Below are 18,598 nucleotides of genomic sequence, written 5' to 3' on the forward strand. Positions count from 1 at the left end.
ACAGTTTATACCCGCTTCTGGCGGTGGTCGCGCAAGGGCGTTTGGGAGCGCCTTTTCAAGCACTTGCGTGAAGATCCGGACTTTGAATATCTGATCATCGACAGCACCATCGTGCGGGCGCATCAGCATGCTGCCGGCGCAAAAGGGGGGCTCAGGATCAGGCCATCGGACGCTCGCGCGGAGGGCTGAGCTGCAAAATCCACGTCCTTGTCGACGGGCTTGGCAATCCTCTGCGTTTCATTCTCACCGCCGGTCAGGTGGCCGACATTGCGCAAGCCATTGATCTTCTCAAGGGCCTTTCCCTCAGCAAGGTGCTGGCTGACAAGGCCTATGATTCGAACGAACTGCGCGCCTTCATTGCCGGGGCTGGTGGTGAGACGGTGATTCCCTCGAAGCGTTCCCGGACAGTTACCATCCCCCATGACAGAGAAATCTACAAAGAACGCCATCTGGTTGAGTGTTTCATAAACAAAATCAAACACTTCAGGCGCATTGCCACACGTTATGAAAAAACGGCTCTCTCTTTCTACTCCATGCTCTGTCTATGCGGAGCCATGATCTGGATGCGGTAAATGTAAACACGCCCTAGACAAGCGCGCGGTAATAAGAGGAGACAGGGCGGACCAATATGTCTCGCTCAGAAGCCTTCCAGCGTGCGCAGGAGCATGCGCCGGGCGGCCTCGAGATCGGTCAGGGCCAGCTTCAGGTCCTCCAGCTCCATAGCCGAAGCCGCTGCTGTCACAGAGATTGAAGACCTTTCTTCAACAGGCTGTTTTTTAACCGGTTCTTCCGCCTGTTCCTGCGGGGGGACCTCCCGTCGCTCGATGACGTCCCGCGCCGCTTTTGGCAGGATGGCACGGGCCTCGCCAACGGGGGCGATTTCAGGGCGCGCCTCGCCGCGGCCAACGGCGATGACGTGTTTCACGCCCTTCTCGCGCAGGATCTTCTGAACGCCCTTGATGGTATAGCCCTCACCATAGAGCAGGGCGCGGATGCCCCTTAGCAGATCGACATCCTCCGGCCGGTAATAACGACGGCCGCCGGCGCGTTTCATCGGCCGGATTTGTGAAAAGCGCGTCTCCCAGAAACGCAGGACGTGTTGCGGCACGTCCAGAAGTTCCGCCACCTCCGAGATGGTGCGGAAGGCCTCGGGCGCCTTGTCCTCCATGGTCCTCTCCCTTCATCGCGCGCATTTACGGGCACACCATGCCGGCGCGCGGCCGCATCCGCCCCTGCCCCAGCCCCGCAAGGCGTGTCTGGTTTTGTGTGATGTACACCCGCAAACGCAACGGACAGAACCGGCCAGGCGAATCCAGGCGAATCAGGGCCTTCAGGATTCACCGTTGATGCGTTTTTTCATCACCTGGCTTGCGCGAAACGTGAGAACCCGGCGCGGCGTGATAGGCACCTCCTCCTTGGTCTTGGGATTGCGGCCGATGCGCTCCTTCTTGTAGCGCACCTCGAAAGTGCCGAACGAGGACAGCTTCACCGTCTCTCCTTTCACAAGGGTATCGCTGATCTCTTTCAGGACCTGATTGACAAGATCAAGCGATTCACTGCGCGACAGGCCCACCTGCCTGTGAACGGCCTCGCCTAAATCAGCCCGTGTGATCGTTTTTCCCGCCATGTTTCCCCTCACACTCCCTGGATGGGCGGCAGGTTAGCACCGGGTGTTTTCATCGGTCAATATGCACAGACCACCAAGTGCCATTGAGTATCAATGACTTGCCCTGGCCTTTCAGCAAGGTGCCGCACGGTTTGACGCAAATTCCTCATTGAACGCATCAACCCGGCGAAAGCGCAGTCATCCCGGGAAAATTCCCGAAAAGATGACCCCGCCCGCAGATGAGAAAAATGGATATTTACACATTCCACGATACAAGATTGCCATTATTCTCGTCACCTTGGCGAAGCCCGGTCTCATGTCGCAAACTCATGGGTTTGTGGCCTGAGATACCGGCTGATCTACAATAAGACGATAAATGTGTCGTGTAGTGTGACCCCGCCATTCATGCCGTAGGCGGCGTTGAATGCCCTGCCGAACTGTTCGGACCTTGCAATGTTAGTGTGTGATTCCGGTTAAGTCTATGAACCATCAAGGCAAAACCGCCCCCGTTCAGAGCACCACCCAATCCCGCATGTGCCCCTTCAGTGCGCAATTGTCTCGGCGGCGCGGGCGGCAAACCAGTGATCCAGCGCCTTGCGCAGCGCGCCATAGGGCGCGAGCATGACCAGCGCCATCAGCATTTTCACCACAAGATCACCCAGCGCCCAGGACACCCAGCGTGGCGCCTCGGTAAGCCCCGGAATGCCAAACAGCGGCGCTGTCGCGGTGGCGAAATCATCGTTCAGGCCCATGACCGTGCCCGCGGCGGCCGAGAAGGCAAGCGAGAAGAACACGAAGGTATCCACAAGCGAGCCGATGAAGGAGGAAACGAGCGGCGGCAGCCACCAGGCCTTCTGGCGCAGGCGATTGAAGATGAAGACATCCAGAAGCTGCGCCACCAGAAAGGCCGAACCGGAGGCAAGCGCGATCCGGTAATTGGCCAGCCACACCGAGAGGATCACCGCCAGGGCAAAACCGGCATAGACGACCGCACGCGCCGCCTTCGGGCCCAGCTGCCGGTTGGTGAGATCAGTTACGAGGAAGGCCACCGGATAGGTGAACGCCGCCCAGGTGAGCAGATCGGCAAGATTGACCGGCCCGATCTTCGCCTGCACCGGAAACTGCACGAGAAAATTGGACACCGCAACGATCGCCGTCATCGCCCCAATTCCGGCGATGATGCCACGCAAACGCGTCCTTTCCGAAAGCCTTGCAGGAGAAGCGTTCTGCATGCGCCTGCCCTCCTCAACCTTATTGCCCGCAATGACCGCCGCGCGCCGCGCTTTCGCACCTTAAGTTTTTGGCCTTGCCAGGCGCGCCCCGGGCGGCACCGAACCGTAAGGGACTAAAAACGGAAACGCCGGCATCTTTCAAGATGCCGACGCCCCAATTCACAATCACGGCGTGCGCTTTTCATCAGATGGCACGCCACAGTCCTGCCTGCCGTTTACCCGACGATCTCCGAACCGTCGAAGCACAGGGCGATTTCCTTTGCCGCATTCTCCGGGCTGTCGGATCCATGCACGGAGTTGGCCTCAATGCTTTCGGCAAACTCGGCGCGGATGGTGCCGGGTGCTGCCTCCTTCGGGTTGGTCGCGCCCATGACCTCGCGATATTTGGCAATGGCGTTCTCGCCCTCCAGCACCTGCAGGACGATGGGCCCGGAAGTCATGAACTCGACAAGATCGTTGAAGAAGGGCTTGTCCTTGTGCACGGCGTAGAACTGCTCGGCCTGATAGCGCGTCCAGCGCACGCGCTTCTGCGCCACGATGCGCAGGCCCGCCTCCTCGATCTTGGCAATGATCTTGCCCACGATGTTGCGCCGGGTGGCATCCGGCTTGATGATGGAGAGCGTCCGCTCGACCATGATTGACTGTCCCCTTGCTGTTATCCCGGCCCGATCAGTGATGGATCGGCGCCCTCATCCGTTTCAGACAAAGCGAAACGGCCACCTTGCCGCGGCGGCCGCATTCGATGTGGGCTTATAGCCCCAAGCATGAGCGATCCGCAAGAGAGGCCGGGGAAGAGCCTCCGGGAAAAGCGCACCATTGTCCAATTAAATCACCCTATACATTGAGAATGATTTTCACCATGAAGAGCGTGATTGATCACATGCTATGCAGCTGCCTTTATCCAAGTATTCCCCCCTTGCCCAAACTTGGGAGGTTGTTATTTTTGTATTGATTATCAATTACTTACGTCATACCCAGGCTTGTCCCGGGTATCCAGGGGCGGTTTACGCATGCGGCGATGGCAGTCAAATTTGGTTCTTCGGGACTCTATTTTTCGAGAGGAACCTCCCATCAAAAAGCATACGACACAAATCAAGCCTGCTGGTGGGCACCATCGCCCACCAAAAACGCCTCATTTTTGGCCCTGGATTGCCGGAATAAGTCCGGCAATGACGTTTTCTTTTGTTTATCAATGAGTTAAGCAATACCCCCTAGCTCATGGAAAGTCTTTTTTCTTCGGTCGATTTGGCGTCAACAGCACGCTTCCTGAATTTTCTTGAACAGGCATGGGGAAAAGCGGGAGAAAGCCGTTGATATCCGTCCCCCTTCTGCCCGCCATTCCTGCCCGCCCCCTTGCATTGCAGCCAAAGCGGTTGCATTAAGGCCGGCAACGGGCGGTGCGGTTCATGCCGGGCCTGCTCCTGTTTAAAGGGGATCCGACAGACATTTCGCTCAAATTTCCAGCGGGAAAGGATAGCCATGCTGCGCATCGCTTCTGGCCTGTTCGCCCTCATCCTTCTGCCGTTTTTCGCTCACGCCGCTCTTGCCATGGAACAGGCCGAAAGCCATTTGCGGGATCTCACCACCAGCCCCTTTGGCATTGCCGCACTCATCATTTTCATCATCGCCTATATCTTCGTGATTTTCGAAGAGACCCTGGAGATGCGCAAATCCAAGCCGGTGCTGCTTGCCGCCGGCCTCATCTGGCTTCTCATCGGCCTTGCCTATCTGGGCACGCCCCAGCAGGAAAAGGTGACCGAACTGGCCCGGCACACCCTGCTTGAGTACGGCGAGCTGTTTCTGTTTCTCTTCGTGGCCATCACCTATGTGAACACGCTGGAGGAGCGGGGCGTGTTTCTGGCCCTGCGGGAAAAGCTGGTCTCCATGGGCTTGAGCTACCGCAAGCTGTTCTGGATCACCGGCTTTCTCGCCTTTTTCCTCTCGCCCTTGCTGGACAATCTCACCACCTCGCTGGTGCTGGGCGCGGTGGTCATGGCCGTGGGCATGAAAAGCCCGGCCTTCATTGCGCTCGCCTGCATCAACGTGGTCGTGGCCGCCAATGCCGGCGGCGCCTACTCGCCCTTCGGTGACATCACCACCCTCATGGTCTGGCAGAAGGGCAAGCTGGAATTCAGTGAATTCTTCGCCATCTTCCTGCCCTCGCTGGTCAATTTCCTCATTCCGGCGGTGATCATGACCTTCGCCATCCCCAAGATCACGCCGGAGCCGCATGAGGGCAGCGTGCACATGAAGCGCGGCGCCTGGATCGTCATCGGGCTTTTCGCCGCCACCATCGTCACCGCGGTGTCCTTCAAGAACTATCTGCATCTGCCGCCTGCAATGGGCATGATGCTGGGGCTCGGCTATCTCGCCGTGTTCAGCTACATCTTCAAGGTCTTCATCCGCCGCCGCATCGGCAACAACAGGGACATCCTCCTCGATTCCTTCAAGGTGATGGAGCGCACCGAGTGGGACACCCTGCTCTTCTTCTTCGGCGTCATCTTCTCCGTGGGGGGCCTGGGCGTGATCGGCTATCTCGCCAAGATGAGCGAAATTCTCTACGTCGGCCTTGGCCCCACCGTGGCCAACACCATCATCGGCATTCTCTCGGCCATTGTGGACAACATCCCGCTCATGTTCGCCGTGCTCACCATGGACCCGCAGATGTCCGACGGGCAGTGGCTGCTGATCACGCTCACCGCCGGTGTTGGCGGCTCGCTGCTCTCCATCGGCTCTGCCGCCGGCGTTGCCCTCATGGGCCTGGCGCGGGAGCATTACACCTTCTTCAAGCATCTGAAATGGACCTGGGCGGTGGCGCTGGGCTATTTCGCCTCCATCGCCGTGCACCGTATCCTCAACGCGCACCTGTTCTGAGGAAAAGGGCCGCCCGGCGTAAACGGGAAAACCGGAAGATCCGCCCATGCCTTGTGAAGTCCACACGCCCGTTCCCTCAACACCGGGCAATGCTCTGCAACTGGCCGTCTGCCGGTTCGGCCGCGCGGGGGCCCGCCCCAAGGCCTATATTCAGGCGGCCATGCACGCCGATGAAGTACCGGCCATGCTTGTTGCCGCGCACCTGCGCGCGCTGCTTGAAAAGGCGGACACAGACGGGCGCATTTCGGGCGAAATCATTCTCGTGCCGCAGGCCAATCCCTTGGGCGGTGCGCAGGAGCTGCTTGGGCATCACCTGGGGCGCTATCACCTGCCCTCGGGGCGCAACTTCAACCGCCACTGGCCGGATGCCTCCGCCGCCGTGTGCGCCCGGCGCGAGACCTTCGGCGATGATCCCGCGGCCAACGTCCTGCGTGTGCGCGATATCGTCAGGGAATGGCTGGCCGCATTCACGCCCAAACAGCCGGATGAATACCTCAAGCATTTCCTCATGACCCTGGCGCATGATGCCGATGTGGTCCTTGACCTGCACACCGATGCCGAGGCCCTGCTGCACCTTTATGTGGACAAGGATCGCTGGCCGGATCTCGCCCCGCTTGCCGCGCTTCTTGATGCGCAGGTGGTGATGCTCTGCCGCGATTCCGGCGGCAATGCCTTCGAGGAAACCGTGGCAGCGCCCTACATTGCCCTGCGTGAGGCGGGCGTGGCGGTTGATCTGCCTGATACCGTCACCGTGGAGCTGCGCGGGGCGCAGGATGTCTCTGACGATCTCGCCGCCAGGGATGCCGCCGCCCTCTATGCCTGGCTTGTCCATCGCGGTGTTATTGCCGCCGCCGAGAATGATCCGCACGCCCGCAGCATCCCGACTTTTACCGGCCTTGCCGCGCCCTTTGCCGCCACCGAGCCGGTGCGCGCCCCTGTGGGCGGGCTTGTCATTTTCACCCGTCCTTTAAGCGCCATGATCGAAACCGGCGAGACCATCGCCGAAATTCTCGATCCGCAAACCGGCATGCGCACGCCCGCGCCGGCGCAAACATCTGGCCTGCTTTTCACCCGCACTTTGCACAAATGGGTGCAGCCCGGCGCCGTGATCGCCAAGATTCAGGGCAAAACCCCCTTGCCGGATCGCACGCCCGGTCAGATGATGACAGACTAGAGCACACGAAATCAGCCCCCGGCGTGAACGGTACGAGAGAGGGAAAGCCATCAACCGCGCAAGGGATCGCCATGCCTGAGATAAGGCCGAAAGCGCTGATCTTTGATTGCTACGGCACACTCATCGACTGGGAAACCGGCATCTGGGATGCCTTTCAGCCGGCCTTGCTCGCCGCAGGCCGCAGCGATATCACCCGCCCGCGCCTGCTGGCCGCCTATGCCGAGGCCGAAAGCCGCATCGAGGCCGAACATCCCGCCCTGCCCTATGATGAAGTGCTGCGCCGGGTTCATGAGGCGCTCACCCTGGCATTTTCGCTTGCGAACATCACGCCTGACATGCACACGGCCTTTGCCCGCTCCCTGCCCCACTGGCCGGCCTTTCCTGACAGCGCCGATGCCTTGCGCGCACTGAAAGAGGCCGGCTTTAAGCTCTTCATCCTCTCCAATGTCCACGAGGCGGGCATTGCCGAATCGGTGAAAAAGCTTGGGATCGCCTTTGACGGCATTTTCACCGCCGAGAAAATCGGCACCTATAAGCCCGATCTCAACAATTTCCGCTATGCCCTTGAAAGGCTGGAAAAAGATTTTGGCATTGAACGCGATGACGTGCTGCATGTGGCCCAGAGCCTGTTTCATGACATCGCGCCGGCCAAGCACCTGAAATTGCGCTGTGCCTGGATCGACCGTCAGAGCCTGCGCCATGGCGGTGACTGGGGCGCAACCAGCCCGGTGGAAAATCCGCCGCAGCCCGATTTCGTCTTCGACACGCTCGCCGATCTCGCCCGCCACCTGGGGGCGATGGCACCATCGTCATGAATTCCCGGGACAAACCGGAAAGGAATTTTCTCCGGCGTGAAAACAACCGCCGCCGGCTGTTTCAGCCTTTCTGGCGCATTCTGCGCAGTCTGGCCCAATGGGCCAGGCGTTTGGCGATTTCGCGCTCAAAGCCGCGTTCCGTCGGGCGGTAGAACTGGCGGCGGCCCATCTCTTCGGGGAAATAGTCCTGCCCGGAAAACCCTTCCGGCTGGTCATGATCATAGAGATAGCCGGCGCTATAGCCCTGTTCGCGCATAAGACGCGTGGGCGCATTCAGAATGTGCTTGGGCGGCATCAGCGAACCGGTCTGGCGCGCGGCGGTCATGGCGGCGGAAAAGGCGGTATAGACGGCGTTTGACTTGGGCGCACAGGCCAGATGCACCACCGCCTGGGCAATGGCCAGCTCCCCTTCCGGCGAGCCGAGGCGCTCATAGGCCTCCGCCGCCGCCAGCGCCAGCGGCAGCGCCTGCGGATCGGCAAGGCCGATATCCTCGCTGGCCATGCGGATGACGCGCCGCGCAATGTAACGCGGATCCTCGCCCGCCTCCAGCATGCGCGCCAGCCAGTAGAGCGCCGCATCCGCATCCGAGCCGCGCACGGACTTGTGCAGCGCCGAAATGAGATTGTAATGCCCGTCCTGCGCCTTGTCATAAAGCGGCCGCCGCTTCTGCACGAGCGCGGCCAGGGCCTCGGCATCAATCTCCTCCTGCTCAGCTTTCAGGCCCATGGCATCGGCCAGCGCCTCCACCATGTTGAGAAGCGCGCGCCCATCCCCGTCGGCCATGGCAATCAGGGCCTGTTTTGCCGCCGTTGTCAGCGGCAGGGGGCGTCCCAGCGCCTTTTCGGCCCGCTCAAGCAGGATGTTTAAGGCCTTTTCATCGAGCCGCTTCAGCACCAGCACCTGACAGCGCGAAAGCAGCGCGCCGTTCAGCTCGAAAGAGGGGTTTTCCGTTGTGGCGCCGATCAGCGTGATGGTGCCGTCTTCCACCACCGGCAGGAAACTGTCCTGTTGGGCACGGTTGAAGCGATGGATTTCATCAACGAAGAGGATCGTGCGCCGTCCGCGCGCCTTTCGTGCCCGCGCCGCGGCGAAGACTTTTTTCAACTCGGCCACGCCGGTGAAAATGGCCGAGATCTGCTCGAAATGCCCCTCCACCGCCCCGGCGATGAGGCGGGCGATGGTGGTCTTGCCGGTGCCCGGCGGCCCCCACAGGATCAGCGAGGGCAGATGCCCGCGCTGCAACCAGCGCATGAGCGGTCCGTCCGCGCCGGTGATGTGCGCCTGTCCCACCACGTCTTCAAGCCGCTGCGGACGCAGGCGATCGGCAAGCGGCCGTCCATCCGCAACCGGCCCGCCATGATCGGCCTGCCCGGCCTCACTGGCGCGCGCTGCTCTCTGATTTTCCGCTCCGGCCCCGGCATCACCCGCCGGCGCATTGGCATCAAGGCCGAAGAACAGATCGCGCTCATCCATAGAGGGCATCGATATTCTCCAAATGTTCCACCCAAAGGCAGATTACGCCACACGCATCGCTTCTGCAACATTCGGCCTCTGGCAAGAAAAGCGTCAGACGGCTATGCTGGCCCTGATCGCGCTACACGACACTTATACCGTCATACCGGCGAAAGCCGGTATCTAAGGCCACAAACGCATGAGTTTACGACCCAAGGCCCCGGCTGATCTACGGGGTGACGAGTAAGATGGCAACGTTGTGTCGTGCAGTGTGGAGCCCGATCAAGCATAATGATAAAGGCCGCAAAAATCGGGCCTGAAAGCCTGATCTCATGCGGCTTATAAGGGAGGAAACGAACAGGCCATGATCACATCCGCTCTTAGCCATGCCATCAGGCGGCTTGCTGCGCTTGTCTCCGTCATTCTCATGCTGGGTCTTTTGCCCCTGCAGGCGCAGGCGAAGGAAGTGCGCATCCCCTTTGGCCAGCTTGTCTTGAACGGCAATCTCGAACTGGCCGAAGGCAAGAGCCTTGCCGACGGTGTTCTGCTGATGGTTCACGGCACGCTGGCGCATAACCGCATGGAGCTCATCGCCACCCTGCAAGAGCTTTTGAAGGAGCGCGGCATCAACACCCTGGCCATCAACCTCTCCTTAGGCATATCCAATCGCCACAACATGTATGACTGCAATCAGCCCATGCGCCATCGCCATGAGGATGCGGTTGCGGAAATTGCCGCCTGGGTGGACTGGCTGAAGACGCAAGGGGCAAAAACCATCTGGCTGTTCGGCCATTCCCGCGGCGGCAATCAGGTGGCCTGGTATGCGGCAACACGCGCGGATCCGGCGGTCAAGAAGGTCGTGTTGCTCGCGCCCATGACCTTTGATGCCGACCGCGCCGCCAAGACCTATCAGACGCGCTTCGGCACACCGCTTGGGCCCATGCTCGATCAGGCTGCGGATTTCGCCCGCAAGGGCCACGGCAATGAACCCATGGATCTGCCCGGCATCCTCTATTGCAAGAATGCGCGGGCCACGCCGGAGAGTTTCCTGAGTTACCATGCCCCGCGCCCGGAGCTGGACACCCCTTTCTGGCTGAAAAGGATCACCCTGCCCACGCTTGTGATCGCCGGCAGCGAGGACACCGTGGTTGAGGGCCTGATCGAGAAGGTGAAGCCGCTGGCGGACGGCAAGCGCATCACCTTGCGCGTGATCGAGGATGCCGATCACTTCTTCCGCGATTTCGCCGCCGAGGACGCCGCTGATGCCATCGCCGCCTTCCTGAAAGGCGCCTGATAACGGTCATTATCGCATTTTAGGAAGAGTAAGGCCCGCCCCCCGCCTTTTGCGCGGGATGGTTCCCTTACGGCTTCTTCGGCAAGGCGATGAGGAAAATCGTAACTGCAGGTGGTTAATGCCTCATCACCACAGCCCCACTAAGCCCGCCTTAACACTCTTCGCATAGGTTTCATAAGGAGATCGCATTACGCGGGAGGGCATCATGCTGATCACCACCACCCCATTCGTCGATGGACATCGCATAATCGAATACCGGGGCATCGTTGCCGGCGAGGCGATCATGGGCGCCAACATCTTTCGTGACCTGTTCGCCAGCATCCGCGACATCGTGGGGGGTCGCAGCGGGGCCTACGAGAAGGTGCTGCAGGATGCGCGTGATGAAGCCCTGCAGGAAATGGCGGAACGGGCGCTGGCACTGGGCGCCAATGCCGTGGTGGGTGTGGACATCGATTATGAAACGGTAGGACAGGGCAGCTCCATGCTCATGGTGACCGCCTGCGGCACGGCGGTCGTGGTGGATTAGACGTCCTCTCTTACGAACACGTCAAGCCGCATCCGCGTCCTGCCTCCAATGGAAACGGGAACATACCCTGATCAGCATCCGGCCTGCCTTGCAGGGCGCCCAGACAGACCGGAGCGGGCCACGCCGCTTTCCCTGCAAGGTCATGCTGACCTGAAAATGCCGATGTCGGATCGTCAGATATGAATGGCGCGGCCGAAGGCGGCCAGCACCGATTCATGCATGGTCTCCGACAGGGTCGGGTGCGGAAAGACCGTGTGCATCAGCTCCTCTTCCGTGGTCTCAAGGCCCATGGCGATGACAAAGCCCTGGATCATTTCCGTCACCTCCGGCCCCGCCATGTGCGCGCCGATGAGCTCGCCCGTTCTGGCATCAAAGATGGTTTTCACAAGCCCCTGATCATCGCCCAGCGCAATGGCCTTGCCATTGGCCAGGAAGGGAAAGCGCCCCACGCGCACCTCAATGCCGCGCTCTTTCGCCGCCTCTTCCGTCAGCCCCACAGAAGCCACCTGCGGATGGCAATAAGTGCAGGCCGGAATGCGCAGGGGATCCATGGGGTGCACCTCAAGCCCGGCAATGGCCTCCACGCAGAGGATGCCCTCATGCTCCGCCTTGTGCGCCAGCATCGGCGGCCCGGCGACATCGCCAATGGCATAAAGACCGCGCACGGATGTGCGCATCAGGCCATCCACCTTGATAAAGCCCTTCTCCACGACAACGCCGGCTTCCTCCAGCCCGATGTCCTCGACATTGGGCACAACGCCGACTGCGGAGAGCACGCGCTCCACCGTCAGGCGCTCCTCGCCGCCATCGGCCAGCGCAATGCGGGCCGTCACTGTCTCCTTGCCCTTTTCCAGCGCCGTCACCCTGGCACCGGTGAGTATGCGAATGCCCCGTTTCTCGAAGCGCTTGTGCACGAAGGCGGCGATTTCCGCATCCTCCGCCGGCAGGATGCGCTCAAGCAGCTCAACAACCGTCACCTCAACCCCGAGGCTGGCATAAAAGGAAGCGAACTCCATGCCAATGGCGCCGGAGCCGACAACAAGCAGCGAGCGCGGCAGGCGATCGGGCTTGAGCGCCTCGAAATAGGTCCAGATCAGGCGGCCGTCCGGCTCAAGCCCAGGCACCACCCGCGGCCGCGCGCCTGTGGCGATGATGATGTGCGGGGCGGTGTAGTCTCCGGCATCCTCGCCCGAAACCTTCATGCGGCCCGGGCCCAAAAGCCGCCCGCGCCCGCGAATGACACGCACGCCGTTTTTCTTCAAAAGATGGGCAACGCCCTTGCTCAGCCGCTGCGCCACCTTGCGCGAACGCGCCACCATGGCCGCAAGATCAAAGGAGACATCTTTCGCGCTGATGCCATAGTCCGTACCATGCCGGGCCAGCTCCAGAACTTCCACCGAGCGCAGCAGGGCCTTGGTGGGAATGCAGCCCCAGTTGAGGCAGATGCCGCCCAGGTGCTTTTCTTCCACCACCGCCGTCTTCAGCCCCAGCTGCGCGGCCCTGATCGCGGCGACATAACCGCCCGGCCCCGCCCCCAGCACGATGAGATCGAATGCATTTTCGGCCATGTCCCGGCTCCGTGTCTCCTTGCTCTGTCGGCCCTTTGCTTTGGCCGTTATCGGAATTCCCGCCTGGCCCTTGCTGTGTGCGCGTGAAACGGCAAGCCCGGATGAAGAAGGCAGAATCTATCACACCCCAGCCAGCATCAGGGCCGGTTCCTCGATGAAGGCCTTGAAGGCGGCGAGCGCCTGCGCGCCCACGGCGCCATCCACGGCGCGATGATCCACAGAGAGCGTGACCGTCATCATGGTGCGCACCACGATCTCGCCGCCCTCCACCACCGGGCGCGGCTCGCCGCGGCCAACCGCCAGCAGCGTGGCCTGCGGCGGATTGATCACCGCCGCGAACTGCTCCACGCCAAACATGCCGAGATTGGAAATGGAGGTGCTGCCGCCCTGATACTCCTCCGGCATCAGCTTGCGCGCCCGCGCCCGCGCGGCAAGATCGCGCATCTCCTGCGAAATGGCCACAAGCCCCTTTTCATCCGCCTGCCGCACCACCGGCGTGATCAGCCCGCCCTCGATGGCCACCGCCACGGAAACATCCACCTGATGATGGCGCAACAGGCCCTGTCCGCTCCAGGTGACATTGGCATCCGGAACCCGGCGCAGGGCCATGGCCCAGGCCTTGATGATGAAATCGTTGACCGACAGCCGCCATGCCGGCTTGCCGTCCTCCCCCTTGGGCGCGGAATCATTGATGCGCGCCCTGGCCTGCAGCAGCCGGTCGAGCGCGCAGGAGACGGTGAGATAGAAATGCGGCACCGTCTGCTTGGAAAGGGTCAGCCGCTCGGCAATGGTGCGGCGCATGGAATCGACGGGCAGAAGATCATAGGAGCCCTCGGGATATAGGGCGAAAATCTCCGCATCACTCATGCCCGCCGGCAGACCGCCCGCCACGGCCGCAGGCGCCACAGCTGCAGGTGCCGCCTTTGCTGCAATACCCCTGGCGATGGCCTCTTCCACATCGCGCTTGATGATGCGCCCGCGGGGGCCCGAACCCGTGATCAGGGAAAGATCGATGCCATGCTCCTTCGCCAGCCGCCGCGCCAGCGGGCTAGCGAAAATGCGCTTCCGCTCACCGCCAGAGCCGCCGGCAGGACCGGCTCCTCCTGTATGTGTGCCCGCAGCTGCCGCTGCCGCCTGCGGCGAAACCCCTGAGGTCGCCGATGCAGCCGATGCCGCCGTCTTCGGCGTTTGTGAAGAGGCTGCCGGTGCAGCGGCCTTCGCCCCTTCGTTTGCCCGGGGTGAAGAGGCCGCCGCTTCAGTGCTTGCGGCTGCATCCTTTGTGGCCGTCTCGTTCGTGGCTTTCTCTTCGCCTTTCTCCTGGCCGGCGATGAGGGCATCGATGTCGATGGAATCGGGGCTTTCGCCGTCTTCGGCGAGAACGGCGATGACCGCATTCACCGGCACGTTCTCCGCCCCTTCCGGCACGATAAGTTTCGCCACCACGCCTTCATCCACGGCCTCCACTTCCATGGTGGCCTTGTCGGTTTCGATTTCGGCGATGACGTCACCGGCGGCGACATGATCGCCCTCCCTGATGTGCCACTTCGCCAGCTTTCCATGCTCCATGGTGGGCGAAAGCGCCGGCATGCGAATGGCAATGGCCATGGATCTCACGCCTCCCTGTAGAGAACGGCCTTCGCGGCGGCCACGACCTCATCGACCGACGGCAGCGCCATGCGCTCCAGATTGGCGGCATAGGGCATGACCACATCCTTCCCGGTGACGGTCAGCGCCGGCGCATCCAGCCAGTCGAAGGCTTCCTGCATCACCCGCCGCGCGATCTCCGCGCCGATGGAACACACCGGCCAGCCCTCCTCCACCGTCACCAGCCGGTTGGTTTTCTTCACGCTTTCGATGATGGCGGGCACATCCATGGGCCGCAGGCTGCGCAGATCGATGACCTCGGCCGATATGCCCTCTTCCGCCAGAATATCCGCGGCTTCCAGCGCATAGGTCATGCCGATGCCGAAGGAGACGATGGTGACATCCGTGCCCGCACGCGCAATGCGCGCCCGCCCGATGGGCAAGACCCAGTCCTCCACCTTCGGCACCGGAAAGCTCTTGCCATACAAAATTTCGTTTTCGAGGAAGATGACCGGATCGGGATCGCGGATGGCCGCTTTCAGCAAGCCCTTGGCGTCCGCCGCCGTATAGGGCATCACCACCTTCAGCCCCGGAATGTGCGCATACCAGGAGGCATAGTCCTGGCTGTGCTGACCGGCCACGCGCGCCGCTGCGCCATTGGGCCCGCGGAAGACGATGGGCACGGAAACCTCGCCGCCCGACATGTAGCGCTGCTTGGCGGCGGAATTGATGATGGCGTCGATCGCCTGCATGGCAAAGTTGAAGGTCATGAACTCCACAATGGGCCGCAGGCCCGCAAAGGCCGCGCCCGTGCCCAGCCCGGCAAAGCCGTATTCGGTGATCGGCGTGTCGATCACCCGCTCAGGCCCGAATTCTTCCAGAAGCCCCTGCGAGACCTTGTAGGCACCCTGATATTCGCCCACTTCCTCGCCCATCAGAAAAACGCGCGCATCACGCCGCATCTCCTCGGCCATGGCGTCCCGCAGCGCCTCGCGCACAGTCTGTTCCACATATTCCACATCCGCCGGCAGCTCCGGATCGGCAAGCGGTGGTGGCGTAATGGACAGATTGCGCTCAGGATCCGGCCCGCCATCACCATAAACGGCGGAGGAAACCGGCGTGGCAACAGATGCCGCCCCCTGCACCGCCGGTGCTGCCGGCCCGCCTTCTCCGGATGCCGAATCTCCGGCTGTGGAGGCACCGACTGCTTCTGCCTGCGCTGCTGCAGACCCTGTGCCGGCTGCCGTTTCCGAGGACGCGCCCTGTGATGCCGTTGCCTGCGCACGGGGCTGTTGCCCCGCGCCCACTTCCGCAAGCAGGGCTTCAACATCCACCTCCTCACCCTCATCGGCGATGACGGCAATCGGCGTGTTCACCGCAACGCCCTCGCTGCCCTCAGGGACAAGGATGCGGGCGACGATACCCTCCTCGTCGGTTTCCAGTTCCATCGTCGCCTTGTCGGTCTCGATCTCGGCGATCACCGTGCCGGGGGAGACCTTCTCCCCTTCCTTCACCAGCCAGCGGGCGATGCGGCCGGTTTCCATGGTCGGCGACAGCGCCGGCAGCAGAACGACGTGAGCCATGGCTGCCTGATCCTCCCTTATCCGTTCACCGGCGCATAGACATCGCGCCACAGCTCCTCGGCCGGCGGCTCGATATCGGCCATGGCGAATTCCGCCGCCTCCGAGACAATGGCGCGCACTTCCTTGTCCACGGCCTTCAGCTCATCTTCCGTGGCCCAGCCCTTTTCCAGCAGGCGCCGGCGCACCTGCTCGATGGGATCATGTTCCTCGCGCATGCGCTGCACCTCCTCACGCGAGCGATACTTGGCCGGATCCGACATGGAATGGCCGCGATAGCGATAGGTCTGCATCTCCAGCACATAAGGCCCCTTGCCGGCGCGGGCATGGTCAAGCGCCCGCTCGCAGGCCGCTTTCACCGCCCGCACGTCCATGCCATCCACCTGCTCGCCGGGAATGCCGAAGGGCGCGCCGCGCATGTAAAGCTCCTCGGCCTTGGCCGTGGCGCGATGAATTTCCGTGCCCATGGCGTAACGGTTGTTCTCGATGACATAAACGACGGGCAGCTTCCACAGCGAGGCCATGTTGAAGCTTTCATAGACCTGGCCCTGATTGGCCGCCCCCTCGCCGAAGAAAGCCATGGTCACGCGCTTCTCGCCAGTGTAGCGCGCGGCAAAGGCAAGGCCGGTGCCCAGCGGCACCTGTGCGCCGACGATCCCGTGCCCCCCCCAGAAATGCCCGGCCACGTTGAACATGTGCATGGAGCCGCCCTTGCCCTTGGAGACACCATGCAGCCGCCCGGTCAGCTCGGCCATGACCGCCTTGGGATCGGCGCCGGAGGCCAGCACATGGCCATGGCAGCGATAGGAGGTGATGATGTCGTCATCGGGCCTGCGGGCCATGAAGGCGCCGGTGACCACCGCCTCCTGCCCGATGTAGAGATGGCAGAAGCCGCCGATGTATCCCATGCCGTAAAGCTGGCCGGCCTTTTCCTCAAAGCGGCGCACCAGCAGCATGGTGCGCAGGGCGAAGAATTCCTCCTCGCGGCTGAATTCGGCCGGTGCCGCACCGGCCTGTGATGCGCGCCTGCGGGCGCCTTTCGATGAGCGTGCAGAGCTTGCGCGTTTGGCCATGGGCGTGATCTCTCCCCTCGTGCATCACAGGCCCGCCCCCTCCGGGCCAGGCTTGTGCAGATTCGCAGCGATAAAGAGAGTTTACACGCAACCGCGTGAAATTTATAGACTTTCCGTCAATTAACCGGATTTTGGTTCAACAGGCTGGAAACAAGGAGAAAACCGCGTGATCACCGCCCGGCTTCAGCCGCCTGTTCGGGTGCAAGCAGCGTGATCTGTTCCCTGGGCCGGGCGAAACCCAGCATGCGCCGCGCCATTTCGTCCAGCATGTCGGGATCGAGGCTTTCCGCCCGTAACAGGGCATTATGCGCTTCCAGCCGCTTGCGCCGCGCCCGCACCGCCTCAAGCTTCGCCCGCGTTTCCTCTAACCTTGCCTGCACCTGCGCCTGATAGGCAAAGGAGCGCGTGCCATAGTGGGCATGCCAGGCAAAAAAGGCCCATGCGGCCAGGATCACCGCCAGGATCGCCAACCGTGTGCCCGCGCGCCGCATGTTCTCCCCCATGGTGCATCTGAAGCGTCAATGTCTCGTTCCAACCATGTCAGGGGATGGTTAATCAATCCTCAAAACTGCGATTCTGCCACCAGCCTTTCTCAATCAGAACCATGTGTGTCTTCAACGCAACACAATTTCTAATTCTTATCTTTCTCTCTTATCGTGACCCGATAACCAATTGACAATTATTGAGAGTATATAAGAATCACCCATTGAAGCAACGTCAGGTGGTGGAAACGAAAAAGAGGGGATCGGGCCTCTGTGGCAATGGCACCTTCTCCGGGTCCCTGGGCAACGGATCTTGGCCGGCCATTGCCAATGGCTGCCATCAAAAACATGCTTCTGCATGTCAGGGGCATGTCATCCTCTTTCGAATTTCCAATCCATCTGAAAAAGACGGTGAACGGCAAAACGGGAGAAGGAGCGCATACCTAAAACCGAATGGAAGCGACATTTTCGCTGATGGTCTCCGATCCACCAGAAATGAAGCGGCAGCGATATCCGGCTTTCATGCATTGGTGGGGAGGACATGATTCAGGATTTCCTGCCCATGTCACGGTTCCGTCCGCCAATGAGTAACGCGGCATATGCCGGAAAAGACGGAGCCATGTCCGTTTGCCGTCGATGACGAGAAGGAGAAGTGTGTCATGAAGGGGGTTCTCACGCGTGCTTTCGCTTTCGCAGCCGTGCTGGCGGCTTCGGTTTCCGGTGCCGTGGCGCAGGAATCGCCGTGGGATGGGTTCTATGCCGGCCTGCAGCTGGGCGCGGTCATCGGCCGGGGTGATGTGTCCATCCCCGCCTATTCATCCAGCTTCGTCACCCATCCCACCAGCTTCGCGGGCGGGCTTTACGCCGGTTACGGCTTCGATTTCGGCTCCGGGTTCTATGCGGGGCTTGAGGCGGATGTGAATGCCGTTACCGCGCACAAGAAACACTTGAGCGGCGGTGGGGCCGGCGAGGTCTATCACTTCAAGCAGAATTTCGATTCCTCCGTCCGCGCCCGTTTCGGCATGGACATGGGCGGCTACATGCCCTACCTCACCGGCGGTCTCGCCATCGGCCGCATGCAGGCCCGCTATGAGCCCACCACCGGCGGCACCAACTGGAAAAACGACACGCGCGTGGGCTGGACCGTGGGCGCCGGTGTGGAAATGCAGATTTTCGAGCGCACCTCCGCGCGCATTCAGTATCGCTACACCGACTACGGCAAGGCGAGCTACAGCCACACCCGGTCTTCCAAGGTGGACTATACCAGTCACATCATCCAGCTCGGGCTGTCCTACAAGTTCTGAACGGAACAAGACAAGGGCTGACGCCAGCCAGCC

17 protein-coding genes and 1 pseudogene are annotated in these 18,598 nt (G+C 61.5%); 8 read left to right on the plus strand and 10 right to left on the minus strand.

Annotated elements, in window-relative coordinates:
- Positions 1 to 189, plus strand: a pseudogene (locus EK16_RS12460) (IS5/IS1182 family transposase); the annotation flags it as partial.
- On the plus strand, positions 165 to 572 hold the full coding sequence (locus EK16_RS00350; protein ID WP_231573548.1) for an IS5 family transposase: 408 nt from the start codon (positions 165 to 167) through the stop codon (positions 570 to 572). The pseudogene EK16_RS12460 and the gene EK16_RS00350, both read left to right, overlap by 25 nt.
- Before the next feature lie 65 nt (positions 573 to 637).
- On the opposite strand, the gene EK16_RS00355 is transcribed toward EK16_RS00350, so the two are convergent.
- The 4 genes from EK16_RS00355 to ndk all read right to left on the minus strand — a co-directional run bounded on the left by EK16_RS00355 (position 638) and on the right by ndk (position 3,476).
- Positions 638 to 1,168, minus strand: coding sequence for a MerR family transcriptional regulator (locus tag EK16_RS00355; RefSeq protein ID WP_038033498.1), 531 nt, complete (start codon positions 1,166 to 1,168; stop codon positions 638 to 640).
- 162 nt (positions 1,169 to 1,330) lie between these two features.
- Positions 1,331 to 1,627 (minus strand): integration host factor subunit alpha, encoded by a 297-nt coding sequence (locus EK16_RS00360; RefSeq protein ID WP_038033500.1) that lies wholly within the window; start codon positions 1,625 to 1,627, stop codon positions 1,331 to 1,333.
- 521 nt (positions 1,628 to 2,148) lie between these two features.
- Positions 2,149 to 2,766 (minus strand): queuosine precursor transporter, encoded by a 618-nt coding sequence (locus EK16_RS00365; protein ID WP_231573546.1) that lies wholly within the window; start codon positions 2,764 to 2,766, stop codon positions 2,149 to 2,151.
- 287 nt (positions 2,767 to 3,053) lie between these two features.
- On the minus strand, positions 3,054 to 3,476 hold the full coding sequence (ndk, locus tag EK16_RS00370; protein ID WP_038033503.1) for a nucleoside-diphosphate kinase: 423 nt from the start codon (positions 3,474 to 3,476) through the stop codon (positions 3,054 to 3,056).
- A 931-nt stretch (positions 3,477 to 4,407) separates the two neighbouring features.
- Here ndk and nhaD point away from each other — a divergent pair.
- The 3 genes from nhaD (at position 4,408) to EK16_RS00385 (ending at position 7,701) form a co-directional block, all read left to right on the plus strand.
- Positions 4,408 to 5,712: a sodium:proton antiporter NhaD gene (nhaD, locus tag EK16_RS00375; protein ID WP_038033542.1), complete on the plus strand. Its 1,305-nt coding sequence runs from the start codon at positions 4,408 to 4,410 to the stop codon at positions 5,710 to 5,712.
- A 46-nt stretch (positions 5,713 to 5,758) separates the two neighbouring features.
- The gene (locus EK16_RS00380; protein ID WP_038033505.1) at positions 5,759 to 6,886 is read left to right on the plus strand and encodes a M14 family metallopeptidase; all 1,128 of its coding nucleotides are present in this window, start codon (positions 5,759 to 5,761) and stop codon (positions 6,884 to 6,886) included.
- A 71-nt stretch (positions 6,887 to 6,957) separates the two neighbouring features.
- Positions 6,958 to 7,701 (plus strand): haloacid dehalogenase type II, encoded by a 744-nt coding sequence (locus EK16_RS00385; RefSeq protein WP_038033509.1) that lies wholly within the window; start codon positions 6,958 to 6,960, stop codon positions 7,699 to 7,701.
- Between the two features lie 61 nt (positions 7,702 to 7,762).
- On the opposite strand, the gene EK16_RS00390 is transcribed toward EK16_RS00385, so the two are convergent.
- Entirely contained in the window at positions 7,763 to 9,184 is a 1,422-nt protein-coding gene (locus EK16_RS00390) for a replication-associated recombination protein A (protein WP_231573547.1), read from the minus strand.
- Positions 9,185 to 9,518: 334 nt separating this feature from the next.
- Between EK16_RS00390 and EK16_RS00395 the strand changes: the two genes are divergently transcribed.
- Together EK16_RS00395 and EK16_RS00400 are read left to right on the plus strand one after the other, a co-directional pair.
- Positions 9,519 to 10,448 carry an alpha/beta hydrolase gene (locus EK16_RS00395; protein ID WP_051928701.1) on the plus strand — a complete coding sequence of 310 codons (930 nt, stop codon included), beginning with the start codon at positions 9,519 to 9,521 and terminating at the stop codon, positions 10,446 to 10,448.
- Positions 10,449 to 10,653: 205 nt separating this feature from the next.
- Positions 10,654 to 10,974 (plus strand): heavy metal-binding domain-containing protein, encoded by a 321-nt coding sequence (locus tag EK16_RS00400; RefSeq protein ID WP_038033511.1) that lies wholly within the window; start codon positions 10,654 to 10,656, stop codon positions 10,972 to 10,974.
- Between the two features lie 173 nt (positions 10,975 to 11,147).
- Here the strand turns inward: EK16_RS00400 and lpdA are convergent, their stop codons facing one another.
- The 5 genes from lpdA to EK16_RS00425 all read right to left on the minus strand — a co-directional run bounded on the left by lpdA (position 11,148) and on the right by EK16_RS00425 (position 17,270).
- Positions 11,148 to 12,542, minus strand: coding sequence for a dihydrolipoyl dehydrogenase (gene lpdA, locus EK16_RS00405; RefSeq protein ID WP_038033512.1), 1,395 nt, complete (start codon positions 12,540 to 12,542; stop codon positions 11,148 to 11,150).
- 120 nt (positions 12,543 to 12,662) lie between these two features.
- Positions 12,663 to 14,147 carry a pyruvate dehydrogenase complex dihydrolipoamide acetyltransferase gene (locus tag EK16_RS00410; RefSeq protein ID WP_038033513.1) on the minus strand — a complete coding sequence of 495 codons (1,485 nt, stop codon included), beginning with the start codon at positions 14,145 to 14,147 and terminating at the stop codon, positions 12,663 to 12,665.
- A 5-nt stretch (positions 14,148 to 14,152) separates the two neighbouring features.
- Entirely contained in the window at positions 14,153 to 15,709 is a 1,557-nt protein-coding gene (locus tag EK16_RS00415; protein ID WP_038033514.1) for a pyruvate dehydrogenase complex E1 component subunit beta, read from the minus strand.
- Between the two features lie 17 nt (positions 15,710 to 15,726).
- Positions 15,727 to 16,779, minus strand: a complete 1,053-nt coding sequence (pdhA, locus tag EK16_RS00420; RefSeq protein ID WP_038033516.1) for a pyruvate dehydrogenase (acetyl-transferring) E1 component subunit alpha — start codon at positions 16,777 to 16,779, stop codon at positions 15,727 to 15,729.
- A 170-nt stretch (positions 16,780 to 16,949) separates the two neighbouring features.
- On the minus strand, positions 16,950 to 17,270 hold the full coding sequence (locus tag EK16_RS00425) for an FtsB family cell division protein (protein WP_197059555.1): 321 nt from the start codon (positions 17,268 to 17,270) through the stop codon (positions 16,950 to 16,952).
- Between the two features lie 590 nt (positions 17,271 to 17,860).
- On the opposite strand from EK16_RS00425, the gene EK16_RS00430 reads away from it, so the two are divergent.
- A complete protein-coding gene (locus EK16_RS00430) occupies positions 17,861 to 18,565 on the plus strand; it encodes an outer membrane protein (protein ID WP_038033518.1) in 705 nt (234 codons plus the stop codon).
- Positions 18,566 to 18,598: the final 33 nt, after the last annotated feature.

It is taken from the genome of Thermopetrobacter sp. TC1, from assembly GCF_000746275.1.
GTDB lineage: Bacteria > Pseudomonadota > Alphaproteobacteria > Rhizobiales > Aestuariivirgaceae > Thermopetrobacter.